General features: G+C 65.1%; 20 protein-coding genes and 1 tRNA gene. 10 read left to right on the top strand and 11 right to left on the bottom strand.

All coding sequences use genetic code 11. The annotated features are described in order from the left end of the window. The first annotated feature begins 86 nt into the window (after positions 1 to 86). The 3 genes from WBG56_RS05030 (at position 87) to WBG56_RS05020 (ending at position 5,441) form a co-directional block, all read left to right on the top strand. On the top strand, positions 87 to 656 hold the full coding sequence (locus tag WBG56_RS05030) for a phasin family protein (RefSeq protein WP_424265878.1): 570 nt from the start codon (positions 87 to 89) through the stop codon (positions 654 to 656). A gap of 320 nt (positions 657 to 976) precedes the next feature. Next, the gene (locus WBG56_RS05025) at positions 977 to 2,251 is read left to right on the top strand and encodes an efflux RND transporter periplasmic adaptor subunit (RefSeq protein ID WP_424265876.1); all 1,275 of its coding nucleotides are present in this window, start codon (positions 977 to 979) and stop codon (positions 2,249 to 2,251) included. 13 nt (positions 2,252 to 2,264) lie between these two features. Further along, positions 2,265 to 5,441, top strand: a complete 3,177-nt coding sequence (locus WBG56_RS05020; protein ID WP_424265874.1) for an efflux RND transporter permease subunit — start codon at positions 2,265 to 2,267, stop codon at positions 5,439 to 5,441. 108 nt (positions 5,442 to 5,549) lie between these two features. On the opposite strand, the gene WBG56_RS05015 is transcribed toward WBG56_RS05020, so the two are convergent. The 6 genes from WBG56_RS05015 to WBG56_RS04990 all read right to left on the bottom strand — a co-directional run bounded on the left by WBG56_RS05015 (position 5,550) and on the right by WBG56_RS04990 (position 11,924). After that, a complete protein-coding gene (locus WBG56_RS05015; RefSeq protein WP_424265872.1) occupies positions 5,550 to 6,395 on the bottom strand; it encodes a carbohydrate ABC transporter permease in 846 nt (281 codons plus the stop codon). A 3-nt stretch (positions 6,396 to 6,398) separates the two neighbouring features. Further along, entirely contained in the window at positions 6,399 to 7,328 is a 930-nt protein-coding gene (locus WBG56_RS05010; RefSeq protein WP_424265870.1) for a carbohydrate ABC transporter permease, read from the bottom strand. Positions 7,329 to 7,332: 4 nt separating this feature from the next. Continuing rightward, entirely contained in the window at positions 7,333 to 8,352 is a 1,020-nt protein-coding gene (locus WBG56_RS05005; RefSeq protein WP_424265868.1) for an ABC transporter ATP-binding protein, read from the bottom strand. Positions 8,353 to 8,374: 22 nt separating this feature from the next. Beyond that, entirely contained in the window at positions 8,375 to 9,859 is a 1,485-nt protein-coding gene (locus WBG56_RS05000; protein WP_424265866.1) for an ABC transporter substrate-binding protein, read from the bottom strand. Positions 9,860 to 10,063: 204 nt separating this feature from the next. Further along, the gene (locus WBG56_RS04995) at positions 10,064 to 11,104 is read right to left on the bottom strand and encodes a quinone-dependent dihydroorotate dehydrogenase (protein ID WP_424265864.1); all 1,041 of its coding nucleotides are present in this window, start codon (positions 11,102 to 11,104) and stop codon (positions 10,064 to 10,066) included. 79 nt (positions 11,105 to 11,183) lie between these two features. After that, the gene (locus WBG56_RS04990; protein ID WP_424265862.1) at positions 11,184 to 11,924 is read right to left on the bottom strand and encodes an arginyltransferase; all 741 of its coding nucleotides are present in this window, start codon (positions 11,922 to 11,924) and stop codon (positions 11,184 to 11,186) included. 136 nt (positions 11,925 to 12,060) lie between these two features. On the opposite strand from WBG56_RS04990, the gene WBG56_RS04985 reads away from it, so the two are divergent. Then, positions 12,061 to 13,014 carry a 2-hydroxyacid dehydrogenase gene (locus WBG56_RS04985; protein WP_424265860.1) on the top strand — a complete coding sequence of 318 codons (954 nt, stop codon included), beginning with the start codon at positions 12,061 to 12,063 and terminating at the stop codon, positions 13,012 to 13,014. A gap of 75 nt (positions 13,015 to 13,089) precedes the next feature. On the opposite strand, the gene aat is transcribed toward WBG56_RS04985, so the two are convergent. From aat to WBG56_RS04970, 3 genes are read right to left on the bottom strand one after another with little or no spacing between them, the layout of a single operon-like run. Continuing rightward, the gene (aat, locus tag WBG56_RS04980; protein ID WP_424265858.1) at positions 13,090 to 13,920 is read right to left on the bottom strand and encodes a leucyl/phenylalanyl-tRNA--protein transferase; all 831 of its coding nucleotides are present in this window, start codon (positions 13,918 to 13,920) and stop codon (positions 13,090 to 13,092) included. A 25-nt stretch (positions 13,921 to 13,945) separates the two neighbouring features. After that, entirely contained in the window at positions 13,946 to 14,533 is a 588-nt protein-coding gene (locus WBG56_RS04975; RefSeq protein WP_424265856.1) for an NUDIX hydrolase, read from the bottom strand. A gap of 47 nt (positions 14,534 to 14,580) precedes the next feature. Then, complete coding sequence (locus tag WBG56_RS04970) at positions 14,581 to 15,270, bottom strand: DUF2946 family protein (protein ID WP_424265854.1); 690 nt, start codon at positions 15,268 to 15,270, stop codon at positions 14,581 to 14,583. A 147-nt stretch (positions 15,271 to 15,417) separates the two neighbouring features. Here WBG56_RS04970 and WBG56_RS04965 point away from each other — a divergent pair, with 147 nt between their 5' ends. From WBG56_RS04965 to WBG56_RS04950, 4 genes are all read left to right on the top strand, one after another. Next, positions 15,418 to 16,872: a M20 family metallopeptidase gene (locus WBG56_RS04965; protein ID WP_424265852.1), complete on the top strand. Its 1,455-nt coding sequence runs from the start codon at positions 15,418 to 15,420 to the stop codon at positions 16,870 to 16,872. Between the two features lie 118 nt (positions 16,873 to 16,990). Next, positions 16,991 to 18,859 carry a methyl-accepting chemotaxis protein gene (locus WBG56_RS04960; RefSeq protein WP_424265850.1) on the top strand — a complete coding sequence of 623 codons (1,869 nt, stop codon included), beginning with the start codon at positions 16,991 to 16,993 and terminating at the stop codon, positions 18,857 to 18,859. Positions 18,860 to 19,400: 541 nt separating this feature from the next. Continuing rightward, positions 19,401 to 20,051, top strand: coding sequence for a hypothetical protein (locus WBG56_RS04955; protein WP_424265848.1), 651 nt, complete (start codon positions 19,401 to 19,403; stop codon positions 20,049 to 20,051). A 480-nt stretch (positions 20,052 to 20,531) separates the two neighbouring features. After that, positions 20,532 to 20,948, top strand: a complete 417-nt coding sequence (locus WBG56_RS04950; RefSeq protein ID WP_424265846.1) for a hemerythrin domain-containing protein — start codon at positions 20,532 to 20,534, stop codon at positions 20,946 to 20,948. 172 nt (positions 20,949 to 21,120) lie between these two features. Here the strand turns inward: WBG56_RS04950 and WBG56_RS04945 are convergent. Together WBG56_RS04945 and WBG56_RS04940 are read right to left on the bottom strand one after the other, a co-directional pair. After that, positions 21,121 to 21,194 (bottom strand) — tRNA-Cys (locus WBG56_RS04945). A 51-nt stretch (positions 21,195 to 21,245) separates the two neighbouring features. Then, a complete protein-coding gene (locus WBG56_RS04940; RefSeq protein ID WP_424265844.1) occupies positions 21,246 to 22,571 on the bottom strand; it encodes a ferredoxin reductase family protein in 1,326 nt (441 codons plus the stop codon). A 239-nt stretch (positions 22,572 to 22,810) separates the two neighbouring features. Between WBG56_RS04940 and WBG56_RS04935 the strand changes: the two genes are divergently transcribed. Beyond that, a complete protein-coding gene (locus WBG56_RS04935; RefSeq protein ID WP_424265842.1) occupies positions 22,811 to 23,944 on the top strand; it encodes a metallophosphoesterase in 1,134 nt (377 codons plus the stop codon). An 89-nt stretch (positions 23,945 to 24,033) separates the two neighbouring features. Then, entirely contained in the window at positions 24,034 to 24,783 is a 750-nt protein-coding gene (locus WBG56_RS04930; protein WP_424265840.1) for a sulfite exporter TauE/SafE family protein, read from the top strand. Positions 24,784 to 24,805: the final 22 nt, after the last annotated feature.

Here is a 24,805-nt window from a genome sequence, read left to right as displayed (position 1 = left end):
TGCACTGCAACATTACGGTTGCAGTCGAGAAGGTGCCGGGCATGATGCCTCTGAGGAAGCCTTCTACTTACTGACTAGGAGTCATCATGAGCGCAAACCCCCAAGCCTTGCTAGCCTCGCAAAAGGCCATCGTCGACAACTTCCTGGCTGTCCAGGGTACTTTCTTCAGCGGCTTCGAGAAGCTGGTCGATCTCAACCTGAAGGCCACCAAGGCCGCGATGGAAGACGCCGCCCAGAAATCCCAGGAAGCCGCCGAACTGAAAGACGCCCAGGAACTGCTGGCTTTCACCTCGGCGCTGGTGCGCCCGGAACAGGCCGTGGCCTATGGCAAGGACGTCTACGAAATCCTGGCCGACGTGCAGGGCGAGCTGAGCAAGCTGGCTGAAGCGCAACTGGCCCAGAACCAGGAACGCGTGGCCGACGCCGTGGAACAGTTCTCCCGCAACGCTCCCACCGGCTCCGAAGGCGCCGTGGCGCTGCTGAAGTCCTCTCTGGCCACCGCGACGAACGCCTACGAATCCGCTGCCAAGGCTGCCCGCCAGGCCGCCAGCGCCGCCGAATCCAACTTCGCCGCCGCGACCAACGCCACCCTGAAGGCCGCCTCCGACGTGTCCAAGGCTTCCAAGCCCGCCCGCGCTCGCCGCTCGGCCAACTGATTGCAGCAGCGGCATCGGTCGGTTCCGTAGCCGGCCGGCTCCGTCTTCAAAAGCCAGGCATCCGCCTGGCTTTTTTTCGTCCCGGGCCTGCAGCAAGCAGGCGCCAGCCTGCGGGGCGTGGGGGCGTGGCTTTTGCCGCCGGGCCGCCCCAAGGCAAAAGCGCCCCCTCGGGGGGCAGCAAGCAGGCGCCAGCCTGCGCGGCGTGGGGGTGTGAATTCCAGAATTCCTTCATCTTTTGGGGCGGCCTTGCCCTTATACTCGCACAGGGCGTCTGTCGGCGTCTGTTCCATTCCGTCACAATCTGTCGGGGACCTTAAAGCATGTCCGCTGTGCGCCGTTCTTTGTTGTTGATTGGCCTGCCGATTCTGATCTTGCTGGGGGTCGCCATCTGGTGGTTCAGCCGTCCGGCGGCTGCGCCAGCGCCCCAGGCGGGCGGCGGCGGACCGGTTCTGGTGCGAACGGCCATCGTCCAGGCGCAGGACATGCCCATCCGTCTGCCGGGGTTGGGCGCCGTCCAGGCCTGGGAAACCGTCACGGTGCGTTCCCGCATCGACGGCCAGCTGGAATCCGTCGGTTTCAAGGAAGGCGACACGGTGCGCCAGGGGCAGTTGATCGCGCAGCTGGACGACCGGGTACAGAAGGCGCAGCTGGCGCAAGCTGTGGCGCAGCGAAGCCGCGATCAGGCGCAGCTGGATAATGCCCGCCGGGACCTGAAGCGTTATGCCGAACTGGCCCGCCATGCGGCCATCGATCGCCAGACGCTCGACACCCAGCGGGCCCAGGTGGCGGCGCTGCAGGCCACTGTGCAGGCGGATGGCGCCCAGGTCCAGGCGGCGCAGGTGCAACTGGCCTACACCCGGATCGTGGCGCCGTTTGCCGGCCGCACCGGGGCGCGGCTGGTGGATCCCGGCAATCTGGTGCGGGCCACTGATGTCCAGGGGCTGGTGGTCATCAATCAGGTCGATCCCATCGCCGTCAGTTTCACCGTGCCGGATACCGCTTACACGCAGATCCGCGCAGCCTTGCAGGCGGCGGGCCAAGACCGCGACGCCGGGCAGACCGCCTCCGAAACTCCCGGGGCCAAGGCTGCGGCGGATCCCTCCGGAGGAGCGATCCAGGTCCAGGTGCTGTCCCAGGGGCAATCCCAGGTGCTGGGCCAGGGCAGCCTGGTGCTGGTGGACAACCAGATCGACGCCGCAAGCGGCACGTTGCGCCTGAAGGCCAAATTGGCCAACCCCGGCCAGCGCCTGTGGCCGGGCCAGACCGTGGACGTGCGGCTGGTCCTCGGGGTGCGGCATGATGCGCTGGTGGTGCCGGATCCGGCCGTGCAGCGCGGGGCGCAGGGCTTGTTCGTCTATGTGGTGGGCAAGGACGACGTCGTCCAGCCGCAACCCGTGCAGGTGTCGGCCTCTCAGGACGGGCTCAGCGTGATCGCCCAGGGCCTGGCGGCAGGCGATCGGGTCGTGGTGGACGGGCAATACCGGTTGCGGCCCGGCGTCCGGGTCGCCGAAATCCAGCCTCGGGCGGACGAAAGCGCCGGGACGGCGCAGGAGGCCAAGCCGGCCGCTGCCCCGGCCACGGACGCCGCATCGTGATCGGGGCTGAATCTTGAATATTTCCACTCTTTTCATCCAGCGGCCCATCGGCACGTCGCTGCTGGCCCTGGCCCTGTTCCTGGTGGGGCTGGCGGTGTTCCCGCTGCTGCCGGTGGCGCCCTTGCCGCAGGTGGATTTTCCCACCATTCAAGTCACCGCCAAACTGCCCGGCGGCAGTCCGGAAACCATGGCGACCAGTGTGGCCCAACCACTGGAACGGCAGTTTTCCACCATCCCCGGCCTGGTGCAGATGAGTTCGGAAAACACGCTGGGCGCCTCGCGCATCACGCTGCAGTTCGATCTGGACCGCAACATTGATGGCGCAGCCCTGGACGTGCAGACATCGATTGCGGCGGCGGCGCGCCAACTGCCGTCGAACATGCCCAGCCCGCCGACCTTCCGCAAGATCAACCCCGCCGATTTCTCGATCCTGCTGCTGTCCGTGCAGTCCGACGTCCTGCCGATCACCGTCGTGAACGACTACGCCGACAACATCCTGGCGCAGCAACTGTCGCGGGTGGATGGCGTGGGACAGGTCAATATTTTCGGCCAGCAGAAGCCCGCCATCCGGGTCCAGGTCGACCCGCGCAAGATCGCCGCGCTGGGGCTGGACCTGGAATCCATCCGGGGCGTGATCGCCACCACCACCGTCAGCCAGCCCAAGGGCTCGGTGGATGGCACACGGCAGAGCTACACCGTCTATACCAACGATCAGTTGACGGACGTGGACCAGTGGAATGACGCGATCATCGCTTGGCGCAACGGAGCGCCTGTGCGGGTGCGCGACATCGGCCAGGCCGTGCCAGGACCGGAAGACGCGAAGCAGGCCGCCTGGGCGTTTGCGGGACGCGGGGCCGGGCCTCATGACGTGGCCATCAATGGCCGCTCCCTGGTGGTCGGCGTCACCAAGCAGCCGGGGGCCAACGTCATCGATACGGTGGCCCGCATCCGGGCCGAAATGCCCAAGCTGATGGCGGCCATGCCGGCCAGCGTGCATGTCAGCACCCTGATGGACCGCACCCAGAATATCCAGGCATCCGTGCACGAGGTCGAGTTCACGCTGATCCTGTCCATCGTGCTGGTGGTCCTGGTCATCTTCATGTTCCTGCGCAGCCTGGCCGGCACCCTCATCGCCAGCGTGACGGTGCCGCTGGCCCTGATGGGGACGTTCGCCCTGATGTACCTGGCGGGCTACAGCCTGGACAACCTGTCGCTCATGGCCCTCACGATTTCGGTCGGTTTCATCGTCGACGACGCCGTCGTGATGCTGGAAAACATCTGGCGGCATGTCGAAGAAGGGATGAAGCCGCTGGATGCCGCCTTGCGCGGCGCGCGCGAGATCGGCTTTACCATCGTGTCGATTTCCGTGTCGCTGATGGCCGTGTTCATCCCCTTGCTGCTGATGGGGGGGATCGTGGGGCGGCTGTTCCGGGAATTCGCCGTGACGGTCGTCATGACCATCGGGCTCTCGGTCCTGGTCACGCTGACGCTCACGCCCATGCTCTGTTCGAAGTTCCTGCGGGATCTGCAGCACGCGCGGCATGGGCGCGTCTACCTGGCCTTTGAACGCGGCTTCGATGTCCTGTTGAATGCTTACCGGCGCAGCCTGGACGTGGTCCTGAACCATGCCTTCCTGACGCTGTGCGTGTTCCTGGCCACGCTCGCCGCCTCGGCGGTCCTGCTGGTGGTCATTCCCAAGGGCTTTTTCCCGCAGCAGGACACCGGCGCGATCTTCGGCCTGGCGGAAACCTCCCAGGACAGCTCGTTCGAGGCCATGAACGATCATATGATGGCCTTGGCTGACGTGCTGCGTCAGGACCCCGACGTCGCCTCTTTCGGCATGACCAGCAACGCGCCGACCTTCAACACCGGCCGCTTCTTCATCAGCCTGAGGCCCAGGGACCAGGGCCGCACGGCCTCGGCCGATGCCGTGATCCGGCGCCTGAATCCGCAACTGGCGAAAGTGCCCGGGGTGCGCCTGTTCATGCAGGCGGGGCAGGATATCAACGTCGGCGGGCGGATGTCGCGCACGCAGTACCAGTACACGCTGACCAGCGCCGATCTGGACGAACTCAACGTCTGGGCGCCCCGGCTGCTGGACCGCTTCCGCACCCTGGCGCCGCTGACCGATCTGGCCACCGATCAGCAGAACAGCGCCAATACGGCGGTGGTCACCATCGACCGGGCAAGGGCCGCGATGTTCGGCATTTCTCCGGCCATGATCGACAGCACCATCTACGACGCGCTGGGCCAGCGCCAGGTGGCCCAGTATTTCACCCAGATCAACAGCTATAACGTCGTGCTGGAAGTCACGCCCGAATGGCAGCGCGATCCGGACGTGTTCTCGCACCTGTACATCACCTCGCCGCTGACGGGACAGCAGGTGCCGCTGTCCAGCCTGGTGAAGGTGGATACCTCCAAGACCGGCTATCTCTCCATCAATCACCAGGGGCAGTTCCCGGCAGTGACGATTTCCTTCAACCTGGCGCATGGGTATTCGCTGGGCCAGGCGGTGGATGCCATCAACCAGGCCCAGGCGGAGATGGCCGTGCCGATTTCAGTGCAGGGGTCCTTCCAGGGCACGGCCCAGGCCTTCCAGGAATCGCTGGCCACGCAGCCCTACCTGATCACGGCCGCCCTGGTGGCGGTCTACATCGTGCTGGGCCTGCTGTATGAAAGCTATATCCATCCGCTGACCATTCTGTCCACGCTGCCGGCGGCGGGGGTGGGCGCCTTGCTGATCCTGATGGTCAGCGGCATGGATTTCAGCGTGATTGCCCTGATTGGCATCCTGCTGCTGATCGGCATCGTGAAGAAAAACGGCATTCTGCTGATCGACTTCGCCATCGTGGCCGAACGCGAACAGGGCTTGTCATCGCGCGAGGCGATCTACCAGGCCTGCTTGCTGCGGTTCCGCCCCATCCTGATGACGACGCTGTGCGCCCTGTTTGCCGGGCTGCCGTTGATGCTGGGCACGGGGGCGGGGTCGGAATTGCGCCAGCCCCTGGGCTACACCATGGTGGGCGGGCTGATCCTGTCCCAGGCCCTGACGCTGTACACGACGCCGGTCGTCTACCTGTACCTGGATCGCGTGCATCACCATTATGTGCGGGGGCGGGCGTTGAAGCAGGCGCGGCGGCTGCGCAGCCGGCGGGTGGCGGCTCGCGCAACGAGCCCGACGGGTCGGTGAACGGAATCCGGCCCGCTGGGCGGGGCAGTGCGCAGCGGGGCGCCGGGTAGTGACAGCGCCCGGCCTCCTGGCTCCAAGGCTTCCCGGCCCCGTGATGTGGCGCAGGCCTCAGTTGCGCGCCACCGACGTCAGCCCCGCCACCAGTTGGTCGATGAAGAACGTGTACAGCACGGCGATCGGGATGCTGGCGATCAGCGCGCCCGCCAGCAGCGGCCCCCAGTGATAGACGTCGCCCCGGATCAGTTCGGTGGGCACGGCGATGCTGATGGTCTTGTCGGCCGTGTGCGTGACGAAGGCCAGCGCGTAGATGAATTCGCTGGTCGACAAGGTGAAGGCGAAGACCACCACCGTCATCAGTCCGGGCAGGGCCAGGGGCAGCACTACGTGGATGAAGGCGCTGAAGCGATCGTGGCCGTCGATCATGGCCTGTTCCTCGATATCGCGGGGGATTCCCTTGAAAAACCCCATCAGCAGCCAGGTGCAGAACGGCACGGTGAAAGTCGGGTAGGCCACGATCAGCGCCCAGAGCGAATTCTGCAGCCCCAGAAAGGCGATGACCTTGGAAAACGGGATGAACAGCAGGGTGGGGGGCACCAGGTAGCTGAGGAAAATGCCGATCCCCAGCGTTTCGCCCCAGCCGCCTGCGATGCGGGCCAGCCCATAGGCCGCCGGCACCGCCAGCGCCAGCGTGATGACGACCACCGCCAGCCCCACCCAGACCGTGTTGATCAACCATTGGACGAACTGGGTCTGGAAAAACAGGAGCTTGATGTTCGCCAGAGTGGGCGGCGCGGAAAACCAGAAGGGGTTGACCGCCGGTGAAAAGATGTCGCCCTGGGTTTTGAAACTGGTGATCAGCATCACGTAGAAGGGCAAGGCGGAAAACACCACGAACAGCAGCGTGGCGATGTAGAGGCCGCTGGTGCGGGCGGGGGATCGGGACGCGATGCGCATGGTTCAGATCTCCCGGCGGCGGATGATGGACAGGATCACGATCGAGACGGCGGCCAGCACCGGCAGCAGGAACAGCGCCGTGGCGGCGCCGCGCCCCAGCGATCCCCCCTGGACCCCGGTGAAGAAGGCCAGGGTGGGCAGCACCTGGGTGGCGTTGGCCGGGCCGCCGCGCGTCAGGATGAAGACGGTGACGATGTCCGTGAAGACGAAGACGAAGGTGAACAGGATCGTGACGCCGAACACCGGAATCAGCATGGGCAGGATGATGTGGAACAGGCGCCGGAAGTAGCCTGCGCCGTCGATTTCGGATTGTTCCAGGATGTCGCGCGGCACACCGTTCAGGCCTGCCAGGATGATGACGGTGGCCAGCGGCAACAGGCGCCAGACGTTGACCAGGATGATGGAAAACAGCGCCAGGCCGCTGCGTCCCAGCCAGAAGGTATTGTCGAAATCCCCGAACAGGGCGCCGGGGTGGCCCAGCAGGCCCAGCCCTCGCAGGATCCAGTCCAGCGGACTGAACGTCGAATCCAGCATCCACAGCCAGGCGATCGCGCTCAGGGATGCCGGCGCTGTCCAGGGCAGCAGGATCAGGAAGCGGATCAGCCATTTTCCCCGGATGGGGCGCAGCAGCAGTTCGGCCTGGATGGTGCCCAGCACCAGCACGCCGATCAGAGTGCTGATCGTGATGACGAAGGTGTTGCCGATGGCCCGCAGAAAGTCGGGTGTGTCCAGCAAGGCCCGGAAGTTTTCCAGACCGATGAAGCGCATCACCGGGCTGCCGGTGGTGACGTCATTCAGGCTGTAGATCACGGCCAGCACGATGGGAATGCCCAGCAGCAGGGTGATGTACAGGACGGCGGGCAGCACCATGCCCATGGCCAGCAGCGTGTCGCGCTGGTTCAGGGTCAGGGTCGAGGTATGGCGGCGCGGCATGGGCTCAGTCCTGGATCCGCAGGCCGCTGCGGGGATCGAAGCGGCGCATTAGCGCGTCGGGCACGCAGAATGTGCACGCTTGCCCGGCGGCCAGGCCTTCGGCCAGGCGTTCCGGCAGCTTCAGGATGACGTCGCTGCGATTGGGCGTGAACGTGCCGTAGACCAGGGCGTCGGCCCCCAGGTTTTCCACCTGCTGGATTTCGATGGGCAGCATGTGGTGCTGCGGCAGTTCGGCGTGTTCGGTCAGGCGGGCGTCTTCCGGATGGAAGCCCAGCAGCCAGTCGCCCGACGGGATCAGGTTCATGGGAGGCGAACCCATGAACTGCGCCACGAAGGTGTTGGCGGGCTCGTGATAGATCTCGTAGGGCGTGCCGATCTGCTGGATCTTGCCGTGGTTCATGACCGCGATGCGTTGCCCCAGTCCCATGGCTTCGACCTGGTCGTGGGTCACGTACAAGGTGGTGATGCCGGTCTGCTGGTGCAGGCGCTTGAATTCCCGGCGGGCGGAGTGACGCAGCTTCGCATCCAGGTTGGACAAGGGTTCGTCCATCAGGAACAGGCTGGGCGTCCGGACCAGGGCGCGGGCCAGCGCAACCCGCTGGCGTTCGCCTCCGGACAGTTCGCGGGGCTTGCGGCCCAGCAATTGGCCGATGCCGAACAGATCGGCCGCCCACCGGACCTTGTCCTGGATCTGGGCGGCCGGCATCTTGATGGCCTCCAGCGGAAAGGCGATGTTGCGGGCGACCGTCTTGTGCGGGTAGAGCGCATAGCTTTGAAAAACCATGGCGATGTTGCGCAGGCGCGGGGGTTCCTCGTTGGCCACGCGTCCATCGATGCGGATGGTGCCGCTGCCGGGGTGCTCCAGCCCGGCGATGGTGCGCATCAGGGTGGATTTTCCCGAGCCCGAGGCGCCCAGCAGCACCAGGAATTCCCCGTCGGGGACATCCAGGCTGACGTCATCGACTGCCTTGACGCGGCCGTGGTCGTAGGTGGTGCTCAGGTGCTCGATGCTCAGGCTGGCCATAAGGGGATTCCTTTTTGGGGGTTCAGGCCTTCTTGCCGCCGATCAGGCCGCGGCCGCGCCACTGGGCGTAAATGCTTTCGCATTGCTTGGCGGCTTCGTCCACCGCCTGTTCCGGCGTCAGATCGCCTCGCGCGGCCTTGGCCATCATGTTGGGCAGGATGAAGGTGTTGAAGACTTCGCCCACGGCCGGGTTGGAATAGCCGGGGTGGCCCAGGTTGGTGGTCCAGTCGGGAGCCGGCACCAGGGGGGCCAGTTTGCCGTCGGCCTCGCCATCCAGCTTGAATGGATCATGGGCGAACCAGGCGTCGTTCAGGTTTTTCAGCGTCTTGGCGCCCTGGACCGCCGCATAGCCCCGGTCGCCGCCGGGCACGGGTGTGCCGAAGAAGCTGGGGGAGTTGTAGAGCTTGCTCTGGTACATCGCCTGGTCGTAATTCGCCGCCAGATGCAGAATGAACTGTTTGGCCAGGTCTTCGCGGGCCTTTGCGAATTTCGGGATGATGTAGTTGTACAGCACGTGCACATTGGCCCAGCGGTCTCCTTTCGGGCCGGCCAGCGGGCCGGTGAAGAACACGTCCTTGGCGATGTCGGGCTTGGCCGCCTGCGCCGAGCGGTAGGCCGAGATCGAATTGACGATGTAGGATGCCTTGCCTGCGATCAGGTCCTGGTTATTGGATGCGGCGTTCCAGGAAAACACGGCGGGCGTCATGGTGCGGTGGTAGAGGTCCGCCATGTATTTGACGGCCTCGATGGCCAGGGCGCGGTTGTTGCCCTGCCCCAGGATCACGTTGTCCTCGGCGTCCTGGACCGAGGCTCCCCAGGACCACAGCACGGATCGCGCCACCATGTTCGAGTCCAGTTCCTGGGACATGCCGATGCCGACCTGGACGCCTTGTTCCTTGCGGATTTTCTCGCCCACGTCCAGCAATTGCTGCCAGGTGTCCGGGCCGTTGGCCATGCCGGCCTTGTCCCACAGGGACTTGCGGTAGTCGCCGCAGTCGATGGTCCAGCCGTGACAGAAGGCATACCAGGTCTTGACGACCGGGTTGTAGGACACGCGCTGGATGATGGGGAAGATGTCGCCGAACTGTTTGGCGGCCTGCTGGTTGACGTCGGCCATGTCCAGCACGTTGGGGGTGAACTGAGCGGCTTCCGGCCCGAGTTCAATGATGTCGTGGCCGGAATTGGCCGAGAGTTCGGACGTCGTGGCCGTGACCAGATCGCCGATGTTGATGTGATCGACCGTGATCTGCACGCCGTTGGCTTCGCCCCAGGCTTTGGCAAAGGTGTCGAACCATTTGTCGTAGCTGGGAACGAAGTGGCTCCATTGGAGGATCTTCAGGGTCTTGCCGGCGGCGAAGGCGCGGGCCGGCAGGAACGGCACGCCCAGGACCGCCAGCCCGGCGAGGCTGCCTGCCTGCAGGATATGGCGTCGGGAAGGGGACGGGGGGGAATCGGACCGGGATAGGGAGGGATGTTCCGGGGAAAGCGTAGAGCGTGTGAACGACATGACCTGCCTCCTATGAAAGGGCAGGTCGTCAGACCGGATTCACTGGCGGCGCTACCCTGAACAGATGGATATGCAGCTGCGTAGCGGTCGCGGGCTACCTGGCGCGTCACGCACGATGAAATCGTAGCCCAGTGTAACGCGGTTTTACGGGGCAGGACGGGGTAAACGCGGGTAAACCCTGGTAAATCCCGGGATCCGCGCGCTTCATTCCAGCGCCTGGACGCATTCCCGGACCAGCGCGGGCCCCCGGTAGATCAGGCCCGTGTAGAGCTGGACGGCGTCGGCGCCGGCCTGGATTTTCTCCCGGGCCTGCCGGCCCGATTCGATGCCGCCCACGCCGACGATGGCCGTGTCCGCGCCCAGATGCTCGCGCAGGCGGCGGATCACGGCCAGCGACAGTTCGTGCACCGGAGGGCCTGACAGGCCGCCGGCCTCGTCTTCGTGGGGCAGGCCGCGCACGGCATCCCGCGACAGGGTGGTGTTGGTGGCGATGATGCCGTCGATGCCGTGGCGCGGGACCAGGTCGGCGATGGCGTCGATTTCCCCGGGTTGCAGGTCGGGCGCGATTTTCACCACCAGCGGGGTGCGGCGCCCGTACTGGTCGGCCAGGGCCTGGCGGCGGGCCTGCAGGGCGGCCAGCAGGGCGTCCAGCGCGTCGTGGCTTTGCAGGCTGCGCAGGTTTTTCGTGTTGGGCGAGGAAATATTCACCGTGACGTAATCGGCATGCGGGTAGACGCCGTCCAGGCAGCGCAGGTAGTCGTCCACGGCATGTTCGATGGGGGTGGCGGCATTCTTGCCGATGTTCAGTCCCAGGATGCCGCCCTGGCGGCGCCACTGGCTGCGTTGCACGTTGGCGATGAAGGTGTCCAGGCCGTCGTTGTTGAACCCCATGCGATTGATCAGGCAGCGGGCGCGGGGCAGGCGGAACATGCGCGGTTTCGGATTCCCGGGCTGGGCGCGGGGTGTGACGGTGCCGACTTCGATGAAGCCGAAGCCCAGGGCCGCCAGCGCGTCGATGTGCGCGCCGTTTTTGTCCAGCCCGGCGGCCAGGCCGACCGGATTGCGCAGGGGCAGCCCCATGATCGTGCGCGGCAGCGTAGGCTGGCGTGTCGCCGTGGCCAGCCGCGTGAGGGTGCAGTCATGGCTGCGCTGCAGCGTCTTCAAGGTCCATTCGTGCGCCTGTTCGGCGTCCATGGAGAACAGGGCGGCGCGAGCCAGTGGGTAGGCGTTGAAGAACAGGGACATGGCGTGGGTCGGAATTCCGTGAGGATCGTGGCGGCGCTGGTCGTTAGTGTCCTGTTCGGGTAGTCAGGACACCAGCGGGTCAATCGGCTGCGTGCGGCGCCGGTTCGCTCCAGACGCCGTTCTGCAGGATCTGATGCGGCTGAAACCGCGATTTGTAGGCCATTTTACGGCTTTCGGCGATCCAGTAGCCCAGGTACAGCCAGGGCACGCCCAGGCGCCGGCAATAATCCAGTTGCCACAGGATTCCGTAGGTGCCCAGGCTGCCGGGCCAGTCCGGGTCGTAGAAGGTGTAGACCGCCGAGATCCCGTGATCGATGCGGTCCATGATGGAGACCATGCGCAGGGCGCCTTGCGCGTCGCGGAATTCCGCCATTTCGGTGCGCACGCGGCTGGTCAGCAGGAACTGCGTGTACTGCGCCTGGTCGTCCTGATCCATGCCGGCGCCCGGATGACGCTGCTGCTGATAGCGCAGGTACAGGTCGAAATGCCGGGCGTCCCAGTGCAGCGGCGCCAGTTGCGCCGTCAGCGCCGCCTGCATGTGGCGCCAAAGTTTGCGCTGGGTGCGGTCGAGCTGAAAGCGCTGCGCGTCGACGCGCAGCGGGATGCAGGCCTGGCAGCCATCGCAGGCGGGTCGGTAGGTGAACAGGCCGCTGCGGCGGAAACCCTGTTCGATCAGGCGTGAATAGGCGGCATCGTCCACCAGGTGGGCAGGGGCGGCGACTTCGGACCGGGCCATGCGCCCCGGCAGATAGCTGCAGGGATAGGCGGCCGTGGTGTAGAACTGCAGTCGGCGGAAAATCGATTCACTGGGTTTGCTCATGGCGAAGACCGGAATTCCTGTCGGTTCATTGTGACACCTGCCACGGGCGAAGGCCAGCCGCCTGCGCGCCGCTTGAATTGCCCGGGCTTGTTGTCGTACAACATAGGTCTGGAAAAATTTGGTTTTGGAGGACGGCATGGCACAGGTGGGCGCGGAGCTTGCGCAATTGGTATCTCTCGGGGCGGATTACAACGCGCAGTTGGCGGCCCGCTGGCGGGTGTTGCCCCTGTTCGAGGAGGACGCGCCCGAGGCGCGGCTCAAATCCCTGGCGCCCGACGTCCGGTTATTGGTCACGTCCGCCCGGGTGGGTTTGACGGCCGATACGTTGCAGGCCTTGCCGCGCTTGCAGGCCATTTGCAGCTGGGGCGTGGGCTGCGACGCCTTGCCGCTGGAGGCCGCCCGGGCGCGGCGGGTCGTCGTGAGCAACACGCCCGACGTGCTGAGCGAGTGCGTGGCGGACATGGCCTGGGGGCTGTTGCTATCCGGCGCCCGCCAGATTCCGGCGGGCGATCGGTACGCGCGCTCAGGCCGCTGGGTGGCGCAGGGAAAATTCCCGCTCAGCACCCAGGCCTGGGGCAAGCGGCTGGGCATTCTGGGGATGGGCCGGATCGGCGAGGCCATCGCTCGGCGTGGCCAAGGATTCGGCATGACGACGCGCTACCACAATCGCCGGCCGCGCACGGATCTGCCGGACTACGGCTACGAGCCCTCGCTGGTCGAACTGGCTCGATGGGCCGATTTCCTGGTGGTGGCCTGCCCGGGCGGCGCGGCCACCCGGCATCTGGTGGATGAGCCGGTCCTGCGGGCCTTGGGGCCGCAAGGCCTGCTGGTCAACATCGCGCGGGGTTCCGTGGTGGACGAATCGGCGCTGATTCCCCTGCTGCAGTCGGGGGCCGTGGGCGGGGCGGGTCTGGATGTGTTTGAACATGAGCCCGGCGTTCCCGCCGACCTGGCCGCGATCGATCACGTGGTGCTGATGCCGCATGCCGCCAGCAGCACCCGGGAAACCGCCGGCAAGATGTCGCAGCTGGTGGTCGATAATCTGAACGCCTGGCAGGACCACCAGCGTTTGTTGACGCCGGTGGCCTGAGGCCTGCGAGGCGCCGGGGCGTCCCGCCGGATTCAGAATTCAAGTGCGTGGATCGGCTCCGCGCAGCGCGGGGCCTTACGCCGACGGCGCGGCCTCGGCGACCAGGCGGCCGTCGGCCAGCAGGCGCCCCCGTCCCCAGGCGGGGGGCGGGGCGTCGCGCCCGGCGGCCAGCAGGCCCAGGAACCGGGCTCGGGGAATCGGGCGGGCGCCCAGGCTGGCCAGGTGCGGGGTGGCCTGCTGGCAGTCGATCCAGGGGACCTCTTGGGCCTGCAGGTAGCGCACCAGATAGGCCAGGGCCACTTTGCTGGCATCGGCGGCCAGGCTGAACATCGATTCGCCGAAAAAACATCGCCCCAGGCTGACGCCGTACAGGCCGCCCGCCAGCCGGCCGTCCACCCAGGTCTCGACGCTGTGGACGCGCCCCATGCGATGCCAGGCTGTGTAGGTCTGGATGATGTCCGGCGTGATCCAGGTGGCATCCCGGCCCGCCGGGTGTCCGGGGTCGGCCCACTGTCCGCCCAGCCGCGCCTGGCCCAGGCCGATCCGGGGCGTGCCTCGCCCCGCGCACCGGGCCATGACTTCGGGGAAGGCCAGATTCAGCGTGACGGACAGCGCGCCGCCCGCTTCGCGGGACTGCGGGCCGGTTGCGGGCGCGCGCCCGAACTGGCGGATGCGCTTGGCCAGGGAATGGCTGATGTGCAGATCCTGGCAATGCAGCACCATGCGGGGGTCCGGGCTCCACCAGAGCACGGGGTCGCCGGGGCTGTACCAGGGAAACAGACCTTTGCGGTAGGCCTCCTGCAGCCGCGCGGGCGACAGATCCAGCCCGGCCGCTACCAGGCCCTCGGGCGATGCCCGGCTGATATCGGGCAGGGGCGCGTCGGATTCGACCCAGGCGATCGGCATGGCAGTCGGCGGCGGGGTAGGCCGGTCAGTCTGGAAACCGGAGATCGATGGCGTAGTGCCGGGTGGGAAACCGGCCCTGTTCGCGATCCTTCAGGTAGTGTTCCAGGGTCGTGCTGACTGTGCGGAACGCCAGATCGTGCCAGGGGATGCGGTCCAGATCGAAGAAGGCGGCTTCCAGCGTCTCAGGGCCGGGGGCCAGATGGGTGTCCATGGCTTGGGCCAGATAGAACAGGTGCACCTGGTTGACCGACGGCACGTCGATCACCGTATACAAAGACTGGATCTGAATGCGCGCGCCGGATTCTTCCTGGTTCTCCCGGGCCGCGCCTTGCTCGGTGGTCTCGCCCAGTTCCATGAAGCCGGCCGGCAAGGTCCATTTGCCATGCCGCGGTTCGATGGCGCGGCGGCACAGCAGGACCTGATCGCCCAGGATCGGCACCACACCCACCACGTTGCGCGGGTTCTGGTAGTGCACCGCCCCGCAGTGGGTGCAGAGGTCCCGGATGCGATTGTCGTCCGGCGGGATGTCGCGGGTCAGCGCATGGCCGCATTGCGAGCAGTATTGCTGTGTGCGGGGCGCGGGATGATAAAAGGCGGGGTCGGACGGGTTCATGCGCTGATTTTAGCGTGACGGCCGGGGCGCGGGATGCCGGAGATGCTTCAGCCAGTGGTGTCGGTCGACGCGGCGGCCGGCCGCCGGATGAAACCCAGGGCGGCTCCCGCGTCCGCCGCCCGCAGGCGCCCGAATGGCGCGGGCGCCTGCGGGGAAGCGCCGGCGCCCGGACCCGCGCTGACGGGGTTCTCCGCGCCAGGGTCGATCGCGTGGACCTTTATGATGGCGTCCGCGCCCGGCGCGCCCGGTCCGGCTTCCAGCCAGGCGCCGACCGGCTGCCCGTCCTCTGTGCGCAATGCCTCGATCACCTGGGCAAGATCCCGGTCCGCGACCAGCCCCGCGCCCTGGTCCGACTGGGCGTACAGGCAGCCTTCGTCGTCCAGCCACCAGTGGGTGATGGGGCCGTAGGGCTGGCCCGCATGGGTCCGCAACTGCAGCGGCCCCCGGGTATCCGGCGGCGTATGCAGAATCCAGGGGGCGCCGTCCAGGCGCACGTAGACGCGTTGCGGGCCGTTCTGGAAGAACCAGCGGCCCTGGCCGTCGGACTGGTAGTTGCGGTTCATGAAGGCCGCGATCTGCGGGTTGGTGATGGTTTCCCCCGGTTCTTCGTCCGGCGCGCCCCAGCCTTGGCCGTGCGGGTGCAGCAACCACTGTCCTCGCCGGGACAGGGACAGCCAGCCATAGGCCGCCGGCACGTCGGGCCAGCGGGCCATGGCAGCCAGTACCTGTTCGTCCATGATGTCGTCGTCCTGCGGTGATCGATGTGTCTGCCAAGGATGGCATGAAAATCGCCGGCCTGCAGCATTCCGGCGGTATGGCGCGGGGTATTCCCCCCCGGGGACCGGCGTAGAATGGGAGTTTGCCAAGATCATCGGGAAACCGTCATGGATACCCCCATCAGCGCGGGTCTGAATCCTGCCGGGTTGCAGGATTTCGTCGATACTCAGTGGGACCGGGAAATCGTCCCCGCCCTGAAACACTACATTGCCATCCCCGCCAAAAGCCCGGCCTTCGACCCCGATTGGGCCACGCGTGGCTATATCGATCAGGTTGTGCGCGATGCGGCCCAATGGCTGGAATCCCGGCCGGTCACGGGCCTGAAGGTCGAGATCCTGCGCTTGCCGGGCCGCACGCCGGTCCTGTTCTTCGAGGCGCCCGCTACGCGCCGGGACCAGGGCGATGCCGTGCTGATGTATGGCCACCTGGACAAGCAGCCCGAATTTTCCGGCTGGCGCGCGGGCCTGGGCCCCTGGCAGCCGGTCATGCAGGACGGCAGGCTTTATGGGCGCGGCGGCGCCGACGACGGTTATGCCGTCTATGCCTCGCTGACAGCCATCGAGGCCCTGGACCGCCAGGGCGTGCCGCGCCCGCGTTGCGTGGGGCTGATCGAAACCTGCGAGGAATCCGGCAGCTACGATCTGCTGCCTTATGTCGATGCGGTGCGGGACCGCCTGGGGCGCGTGGCGCTGGTGGTCTGCCTGGATTCCGGGGCCGGCAATTATGACCAGCTCTGGATGACGACATCCCTGCGCGGGCTGGTCTCCGGGGTGCTGGAAGTCCAGGTGCTGGACGAGGGCGTGCATTCGGGGGATGCCAGCGGCGTGGTGCCGTCCAGCTTCCGGGTGCTGCGTCATCTGCTGGACCGTCTGGAAGACAGCGGCACCGGCCGGGTGCTGCCAGGCAGTTTCCATTGCGATATCCCGGCCGAACGCCGGGATCAGGCACGAGAGGCGGCCCGCATCCTCGGGGACGAGGTCTGGCGACGTTTTCCCTGGGCCTGCGGCGCCGATCAGGGCTTTGTCCTGCCCATGACCCGGGACCCTCAGCAGGCGATGTTGAACCGCACCTGGCGCCCTGCCTTGTCGGTGACGGGGGCCGAGGGCCTGCCGCCGTTGGCCAGCGCCGGCAATGTCCTGCGACCGCGGACCGCCTTCAAACTGTCTCTGCGGCTGCCGCCTCTGGTGGATGCCGTGGCTGCGGCGCGGACATTGAAGGCCTTGCTGGAACAGGATGCCCCCTATCAGGCGCGGGTGCTCTTCCATCCCGACCCCGGGGCGGCCAGCGGCTGGAATGCGCCCGCATCCGCCCCCTGGCTGCTGGATGCGCTGGATGCGGCGTCGCAGCAGTATTTCGGGGCGCCATGCGGCTACATCGGGCAGGGCGGCACGATTCCGCTGATGAATCTGCTGCTGCAGGGTTTCCCGACGTCGCAGTTCATGGTGTGCGGAGTGCTGGGGCCGAAATCCAATGCCCATGGCCCCAACGAATTCCTGCACGTGCCCTATGCCAAGCGGCTGACGGCGGCCATCGCCCAGGCCATGGCCGCGTTGCCGCTCTGATGGCGGCAAAAGCCGCGTATTACTGGCGGATCAGGCACCAGTTTCCCTGATTTCGCCCCCGGACTGCTCTGTAGAATGGTTTTGAAACTTACCGAAACCTTTCAAAGGCAGTCTCCTCATGTTCAACAGTTTGCGCGCCCGTCTGACCGGCGTCAGTGTCCTGATTGTTTCACTGTCCCTGATCATTCTGACGGCCGCCGTTTTTCTGGTGGTGCGGTCCATCGTGCTGGATTCCCTGGATGCCAGCACGGACCGGCTGGCCAAGATCTATGCGGGCGAACTGACTCAATGGGTTCAGGACAAGCAGCAGATCACCAGCTCGATCAAGCTGGCGTTGCCGCAAAAGGATCCCGTTCCCTTTCTCAAGGCCGCTGAGAATGCCGGTCTGGATCTGGCCTATTTCGTGCGGGCCGATAAATCGTACGCCTTTACCCGCAAGCAGCCTGATGGCTACGACGGGACACAGCGCGACTGGTATAAGCAGGCCGCCGCCGCGGGCGGGCCTGTGGTCACGCCGATCTATGCTGATGCGGCGACGGGCGATTTGACCCTCAGCTTTGCCGAACCGGTCGTGGAAAACGGCAAGACCGTCGCCGTGGTGGCCTCGGACATGACCATGCAGTCGGTCATCAAGAAAGTCGCCGACATCCGCCCCTATGAAAAAAGCTTCGCCTTCCTGATGGATGCCAGCACCGGCAAGATCCTGGCGCATCCGGACTCCGGTCTCACTCTCAAGCCGATCACGGACCTGTCTCCGGAACTTAGCACCGATCTGGTGTCCGGCCTGGCGAAGCAAGGCGGGCACCAGGTGGTTTCGATCGGCGGAGCGCCGCAGATGTTGTATGCGGCGAACGTGGCCGGCACGCATTGGGTGCTGGGCATCAGCATCGATCAGGCCGAGGCCACGGCGGCCTTGAACCGTCTTCTGTGGCTGGCGGTCGTCATTGCCGTGATCTGCGTGCTGGTGGCGGGCCTGTTGATGGCCGGCTTCGTGCGTCAGCAGTTGGGCAGGCTGGTCCAGGTGCGCGATGCCCTGCAGGACATCGCTTCCGGCGACGGTGACTTGACCCGCCGTCTCAGCGAATCCGGCAAGGATGAATTGACGCAGATCGCCAGCGCCTTCAACCTGTTCGCCAATAAGATTTCCACTGTGTTCGTGCGCATCCGCGCCGCCTCCGATTCCGTGCAGACGGCCGCCACGGAAATCGCCAGCGGTAGCCAGGATCTGTCCTCGCGCACCGAGGAGCAGGCCAGTTCGCTGGCGGAAACCGCTGCGACCATGGAGGAAATCACCGCCACGGTGCGGCAGAATTCCGACCACGTCCAGCAGGCCAATACGCTGGCGGCGGCCGCCGCCAAGACCACCACCGCCGGGAACGCCACCGTGGAGGAACTGGTCACGACCATGAGCGAAATCAACGCCAAGTCCCAGCAGGTGGCCGAGATCATCGGCGTGATCGACTCGATTGCCTTCCAGACCAATATCCTGGCCCTGAACGCAGCCGTGGAAGCCGCCCGCGCCGGCGAACAGGGGCGGGGCTTTGCCGTGGTGGCCGCCGAGGTCCGAGCACTGGCCCAGCGCAGCGCCGCGTCGGCCAAGGAAATCCGCAACCTGATCGAAGTCTCTGTGCAGGCCACGACCAAAGGCAACCAGCAGGCCGCCAGCGCCAGCAAGGCTACCCAGGAAATCCTGGACGGCATCCGCCGCGTGACCGACATCATGGGCGAAATCAGCGCCGCCAATCATGAACAGACCACGGGCATCGAACAGATCAATACAGCAGTGACGCAGATGGACGACGTCACGCACCAGAACGCCAGCCTGGTCGAGGAATCCGCCGCGGCCGCGGCCAGCCTGCAGGATCAGGCCAATACCCTGGCCGGACTGGTGGGCACGTTCCGCGTGGATGATCGGGCTGTCGACGCGGGCCATGGCGCGGCGTCCGAGCCGCGTTACCGCCCGGTGGCGCTGCTGCCGCGCGGTTGATGGGGCGGTGCTGAGAAAGGGCTTGTGCTGGAAGCACAGGCCTTTTTATGTTTTGGAGGCGCAAGCCGGAATGAACCGACGTATACGGATTTGCAGCTTGCATACAAGTGCCAATGTTGGTGCGAGTTTCGGGACGATTGCATGTCCAAAAATTGAACCAGCATTCTAGTCAGCCTGACCGCTAGATGCGTGGTAATGATTTCGGAGGTGGCACGGCGTTCGCGGGTCCGCTCCAATACGACGGATAGTTCTCCATCTGCGACAACTCGCAGTTTGGCTCCGGACTCGCCCTGACGCACGTGCAGATAGCAACCGTGTGACGATGGCCTAGTGCCCAGAGTCACGGACATTCGGCGTTATCCGAGCCTGGTCGCTAAGCACAAAATCCGCTTCGTTCGCCGTTGGTGAAAGCGCGAGTTCGCATTATGGAACTAAAGCAATGGGGTAGGGGATGATACGGCAAGCCTTCTGGAGAAGGGCTGGCGCTGGGGGCCCTAGCATAACTTCTGGCGTATGATTCTCTTACAAATAAGGAGGGCCTATGTTTAGAAAGATGCTGTGCGTGGCAGCAGCGCTCGGCTTGACTGGCTGTGCGGTGAGCTATACCCCATCGTTACCTGAAACGCAGATGGTGGACCATCCGACTGTTGGTGAAATCGTCACTGCCAGGATTGGGGATGAAATGCTGACAAAGGGCGTACTGGTCAGTGAGGATGTTGTCGATCTGAAGAAGTCTGTCGATGGGGTGTTTTATGACATCCGTTCAGGCGTGTACCCGAAGCTTGGCGATAAAGGTGAGGAACAGTTCTTTGATCCATCAGGCATCATTCGAGCAGCGTTGGCAGATCCGGTGCAGCTATTGTCAGTAAAGAAGCCCGGTGCGAAACAGGTGTGCGTAGTCACGGTTTATGGTGCGAGGGCCTGCTATGACGCGGATTTTGAGATCAAAAAGCGGACAACAGCTCGCGAGGCGAGTTTTCAGCAGACTTTAATATACAGTGGCAAGGTTGGAGACAAGATCAATATTGGATACCGTGAGTTCTCCGGTAACACCGCACGGCCGGCATTCAACAATGATGTTGAATATGATCTTTCGACCTCCTCCAGGATTGGCTATAAGGGAGCAGAGCTCGAAGTGATCAAGGCGGATAATACGGGCATCACCTACAAGGTGATTAGTACGTTCAGGTGATGGCTGCGGTCTCATGCCAGCAAAGTGGCGGGGGACGTGGCTATGCTGGGTCATTACAGGGATAGCTGGGCCTCGCTTCTTCCGTTTTGCATCTGGCACTGACTGTTTTGGAGCGCAAAGCCTCGAAGTCATCATGCCGTTGCACCGTCGTCCGGACGGACCGTTGCAGGCGCTGGCCGCCGACACGCTTTCGAGTCTTTCGGTGCCTGCGTTTGCAATGCTTGTAGCCGGCTGCCTCGTCTGCTGTCGTGCGTTCCGGCGCTCGTGGGTGGAATCGGAGCCTATTGGAGATGACCCCATGAGGCTATCGAAGCCCTCGGCGTTGTCCTTGTGTGGATCGCTGTGGGAGGCACGTTAGCAGCTGCGCACCCCTGCAGCAGTCTCTTGAACGAAGGTCGGATGCGGGACTAAACTGACGAAGCAATTTTGTATGAAGTTTAAATAAATAATAAAGATGCTTCAGAAAAGGAGGATAGTCCGATGAATATTGATAAATTCAAAGCCCAGCACGTCGAAATACTCAGCGAGATAAAGTCATTGCGCGAGTTATCGCTTCATGGAATCGAAAGCCACTCTGCGGAAATTGCCGCGTTATTGGCATCGATGAGCCGGACAATCAGTTCGCACTTGGCTACCGAGGATCTGGTGCTTTATCCGGTGCTGCGTGAGGACAAGAGCGCAAAAATAGCGGCGATGAGCAGTGCGTATCAGGAAGAGATGAAGGGTATCGCGACGGCTTACATCAAATTTTCTCGACACTGGAACCAAGTCACATTGGCCGCTGATCCCCAGAAATTCCGTGATGAAGCGAATATCGTATTAAAGATGGTTCATTCGCGGATTGTGAAAGAAAATACGCAGTTTTATCCGGCAATAGAAAGCCTGCCCGGTGCATGAAAAAAGACGACGGACGGCATCGAGATTACGACTCGCTGCGATGCCCGGGGGCGGGGCACGCAGACGCAAAAAAGCCCGCGCTGAGGCGGGCTGAATAGCGTGTTTTGCGGAAAATTTCCATAATCGCGGAAATCCCGCTGGGCTTCGGACGTCTGAAAAGCCGCTTGAATGCTGGAGGCGCAAGCCGGAATCGAACCGACGTATACGGATTTGCAGTCCGCTGCATCACCACTCTGCCATTGCGCCGGTGATGGGCTGGGGTGATCCAGCCAAGTCCAGCATTATACGATAAATTTTTCAGCGCATCTCGAAGGCCTCCCGATGCACCGGCACGTCCTTCAGGCCCAGGGATCGCAGGCCGGTTTCCAGTTGGCGGGCCAGACCGGCCGGGCCGCAGAACCAGACCTCCGGCATTTCGCCGGACTGCGTTCCGCTGGCGTCCCGCAAGGTCCGCGCGTCCAGCCGTTGCCCGGCGCTGGCGTCGTGGATGTGCAGGGTGATGCGGGGCAGGTTGGCGCATAGTTCGCGCAGTCGGCGGATGAAAGGGTCCCGGGCCGCGTCGCGCACGCAGTAGTGCAGCCGCGCTTGCGGGGCGGCGTTCGGCTGGTCCTGCAACGCTTCCAGCCAGGCCAGGAACGGCGTGATGCCGATGCCGCCAGCCACCCAGGCCTGCCGGTCTTCGCCCCGGCGGTGATCGAAGCGGCCGTAGGGGCCTTCGATCCGGATCGCCTGGCCGGCTTGCAGGCGCTGCGCCAGTGTGCGGGTGTAGTCTCCCAGGGCCTTGATCTGGAACGTCAGGCGGCCGGTCCGGTCGGCGCTGGCGATCGTATAGGGGTGGGCGCCTTCGCGGGCGTCGAAAGTCACAAAGGCGAATTGCCCCGCCCGGTGGCCCGGCCAGCTCCGCTCCATGGCGCAGTTCACCTCTGTGATGCCGCCTTCCAGCTGGCGCACGGATTCGATGCGCCCGGCGTGCCGGCGGCTGTGGCCGATGGACTGGCGCAAGGCGGGAACGGTCGACAGGCTGCCGCCCAGCATCAGGGCGCCCATCATCAGGCCCAGCGGCTGCAGCCACCAGGCGGCCGGGGTCAGGGCGACGGAGTGAAAGACCAGGGCCAGGTACAGCAGCGGCATGATCCGGTGCAGGACGCGCCAGGATTTGTAAGGGAACGCCTTCCACAGGGTGATCAGCAGAGAGGCGATCAAGGCGTAGATCACCCACTCTCCCACGTCCTTGGCCAGGCCATGGCTGGATTGCAGGAACTCGGCCACGGCCACGCGGGGCGGTTTGTTCACGGCGGCGCCGACCAGCGCGCGCAGGGCGCCTCCGCCGATCTCCATCAGCCAGTGGGTGATGCCCAGGCTGATCGCCAGGATGCCGGCCCATTTGTGCAGCCGATAAATGCGGTCCATGCCGCCCAGGGCGGGCTCCAGCCACGCGGGGCGGGTAGCCAGGATCATGGTCAGGGACATCAGCCCCATGGCCCAGATGCCGGTCAAGTAGATGCCCTGCTTGCGGGCGACCCAGATGGCGTCGCCGGCCATGGGGTTCAGGACGAATGCGTCCCAGGCCCAGGCCAGGGCAAGAATCCCCAGAAAGGAGAACAGAACGGTGCGTGTCTTCATGCGGATTTCCGAGTGCGAGCCGATTGGTATCGGCAATGCGGGCAGTATGGAATCCGGCGTCTGAATCGCGTGTGAAGCGGCTGTTCAGGCGAAGTTCATGTCGGCCGGGACGCACCTGCCGGGAGGGTCGGGGCGCCGGCGGCGGGCGGGGATTCCGCATGCTTGCTCAGTGCGGCTCTTGGTAAGATGCTTTGTTCGATGGCGATATTCCGCCTTCTTGATTGCAACAGGACTATTTCATGGGAACCCTCCTGCCCTTCGTCACTGGCGCCATCTGGCTGTACATCGTGTGGCGTTTCGTCTGGCCCTTGCCTTTCGGCCTTGCCGGCCGGGTGGCGTTGGCGGCGGAGCTGCTGCTGGCTGCCCAATATCACCAGATCACGGGGCGGTTTTTCGGCACCCTGGGATCTCCGGAGTTGCCCCAGTGGATCCTGATCGGCCTGGCCTGGGCCTTTGGCGTGGTGCTGCTGCTGGCGCTGCTGTTGCTGGTCAGGGATGTCGTCGGTGTGCTGGTGTGGCTGCCGGCGCACGGGGCGGGGCGCGCGATCCTGCAAGGTCGGGCGGTAGGGCTGTCCCTCGGGGGGCTGGCGCTGGTCCTGTCGGCCATCGGGGTCTGGCAGGCGGTCAAGGTCCCCGGCATCCGTACCGTAGCGGTGACGATTCCGGGTCTGCCTGCGGCGTTCGACGGCTATCGCATCGTGCAGTTGACGGATCTGCATGCCAGCCGCCTGCTGCCGCAATCCTGGCAGGCAGCCGTGGTGGCCCGGGCCGACCGGCTGGATCCGGACCTGATCGTCATCACGGGGGATCTGGCCGATGGCACGCCCGAACTCCGGGCAGCCGATGTCCGGCCCCTGCGGGACCTGAGGGCGAAGGATGGCGTGCTGGCGATCCCGGGCAACCACGAATACTACAGCGACTACATCCGCTGGATGCAGGCCTACCGCGCCCTGGGCCTGACCATGATGGAAAACAGCCACGTCCTGATCCACCGGGACGGGGCATCGTTGGCGGTGGCGGGGGTGACGGACCGGCAGGCGGGCGCCTTCGGCCTGCCGCGCCCCGACCTGAAGGCCGCCTTGCAGGGGATTCCGGCGGGAACGCCGGTGATCCTGCTGGAGCACCGGCCGGGCGACGCGCCCGCCAACGCCGACGCGGGCGTGGCGCTGCAGTTGTCGGGGCATACCCATGGCGGGCAGATCCTGGGGCTGCACTTCATCACTCAGTGGGCCAATAACGGTTTCGTCTCCGGCCTGTACCGGGTCGGTCCCATGACGCTGTACGTCAGCAATGGCACCGGCTTGTGGAACGGCCTGGCGATCCGCCTGGGACGGCCTTCGGAAATCACGCAGATCGTGCTGCGGACAAAATGACGCCGGCGCCGGCCTGAACGCGGGGCCGCTGGGTATCGGGATGCATACCTCCCGGCTATGATGGCGCCACGGACCAAGGAGCCTTGTCGATGGAATCCCTGTTATTGGTGGCCGGCGCCGGTGTGGCGGCCGGCGCCATGAATGCCCTGGCGGGCGGCGGCTCCTTCGTCAGCCTGCCCGCCCTGATCGCGGCGGGCGTGCCGCCGGTGCTGGCCAACACATCCAGCACCGTGGCGCTCTATCCCGGCAGCGCGGCCAGCGCCTGGGCGTACCGCGACGGCCTGGGCGGCGTGGGCGACGTGCCTTTGCGCAAATTGTTTTTCGTCACCCTGCTGGGAGGCAGCGCGGGCGCCTTGCTCTTGTTGCTGACGCCCTCGCGGGCGTTCGATTTCGTGCTGCCCTGGCTGTTGCTGGTGGCGACCATCGCGCTGGGCTTCGGCCGCCGGATCGGCGAGTGGGTGCGGGCGCATTGCCGGGTGCATCCGGCCGTCGTGATGATTCTGCAGTTTTTCCTGGGAATCTACGGCGGCTATTTCGGCGGCGCGGTAGGCATCATGATGGTGGCGGTCTGGGGGCTATTGGGTTCGCACGACATTAAACGCATGAGCGGGCCGCGTGTGCTGATGGTCACGGTGGCCAACACCATGGCCGTGATCATCTTCATCAGCGCGGGCGCCGTCCAGTGGCGGGAAACCGGGGTGATGCTGGTGACGGCCAGTCTCGGGGGCTACCTGGGCGCGGTGTGGGGCAAGCGCATACCGGCCCCGGTCATCCGCTTCGGCACCCTGGCGCTGACGCTCTTCATCACCGTGGTGTTTTTCCTGCGCACTTATGGTTGATGCGGCCATCGAGGACTCGTTC

The organism is Castellaniella sp. (genome assembly GCF_049671645.1).
Classification (GTDB): Bacteria; Pseudomonadota; Gammaproteobacteria; order Burkholderiales; family Burkholderiaceae_B; genus Castellaniella.
Note: the sequence above shows the minus strand (reverse complement) of the source record. Positions and strands in the feature narration are given on the sequence as shown.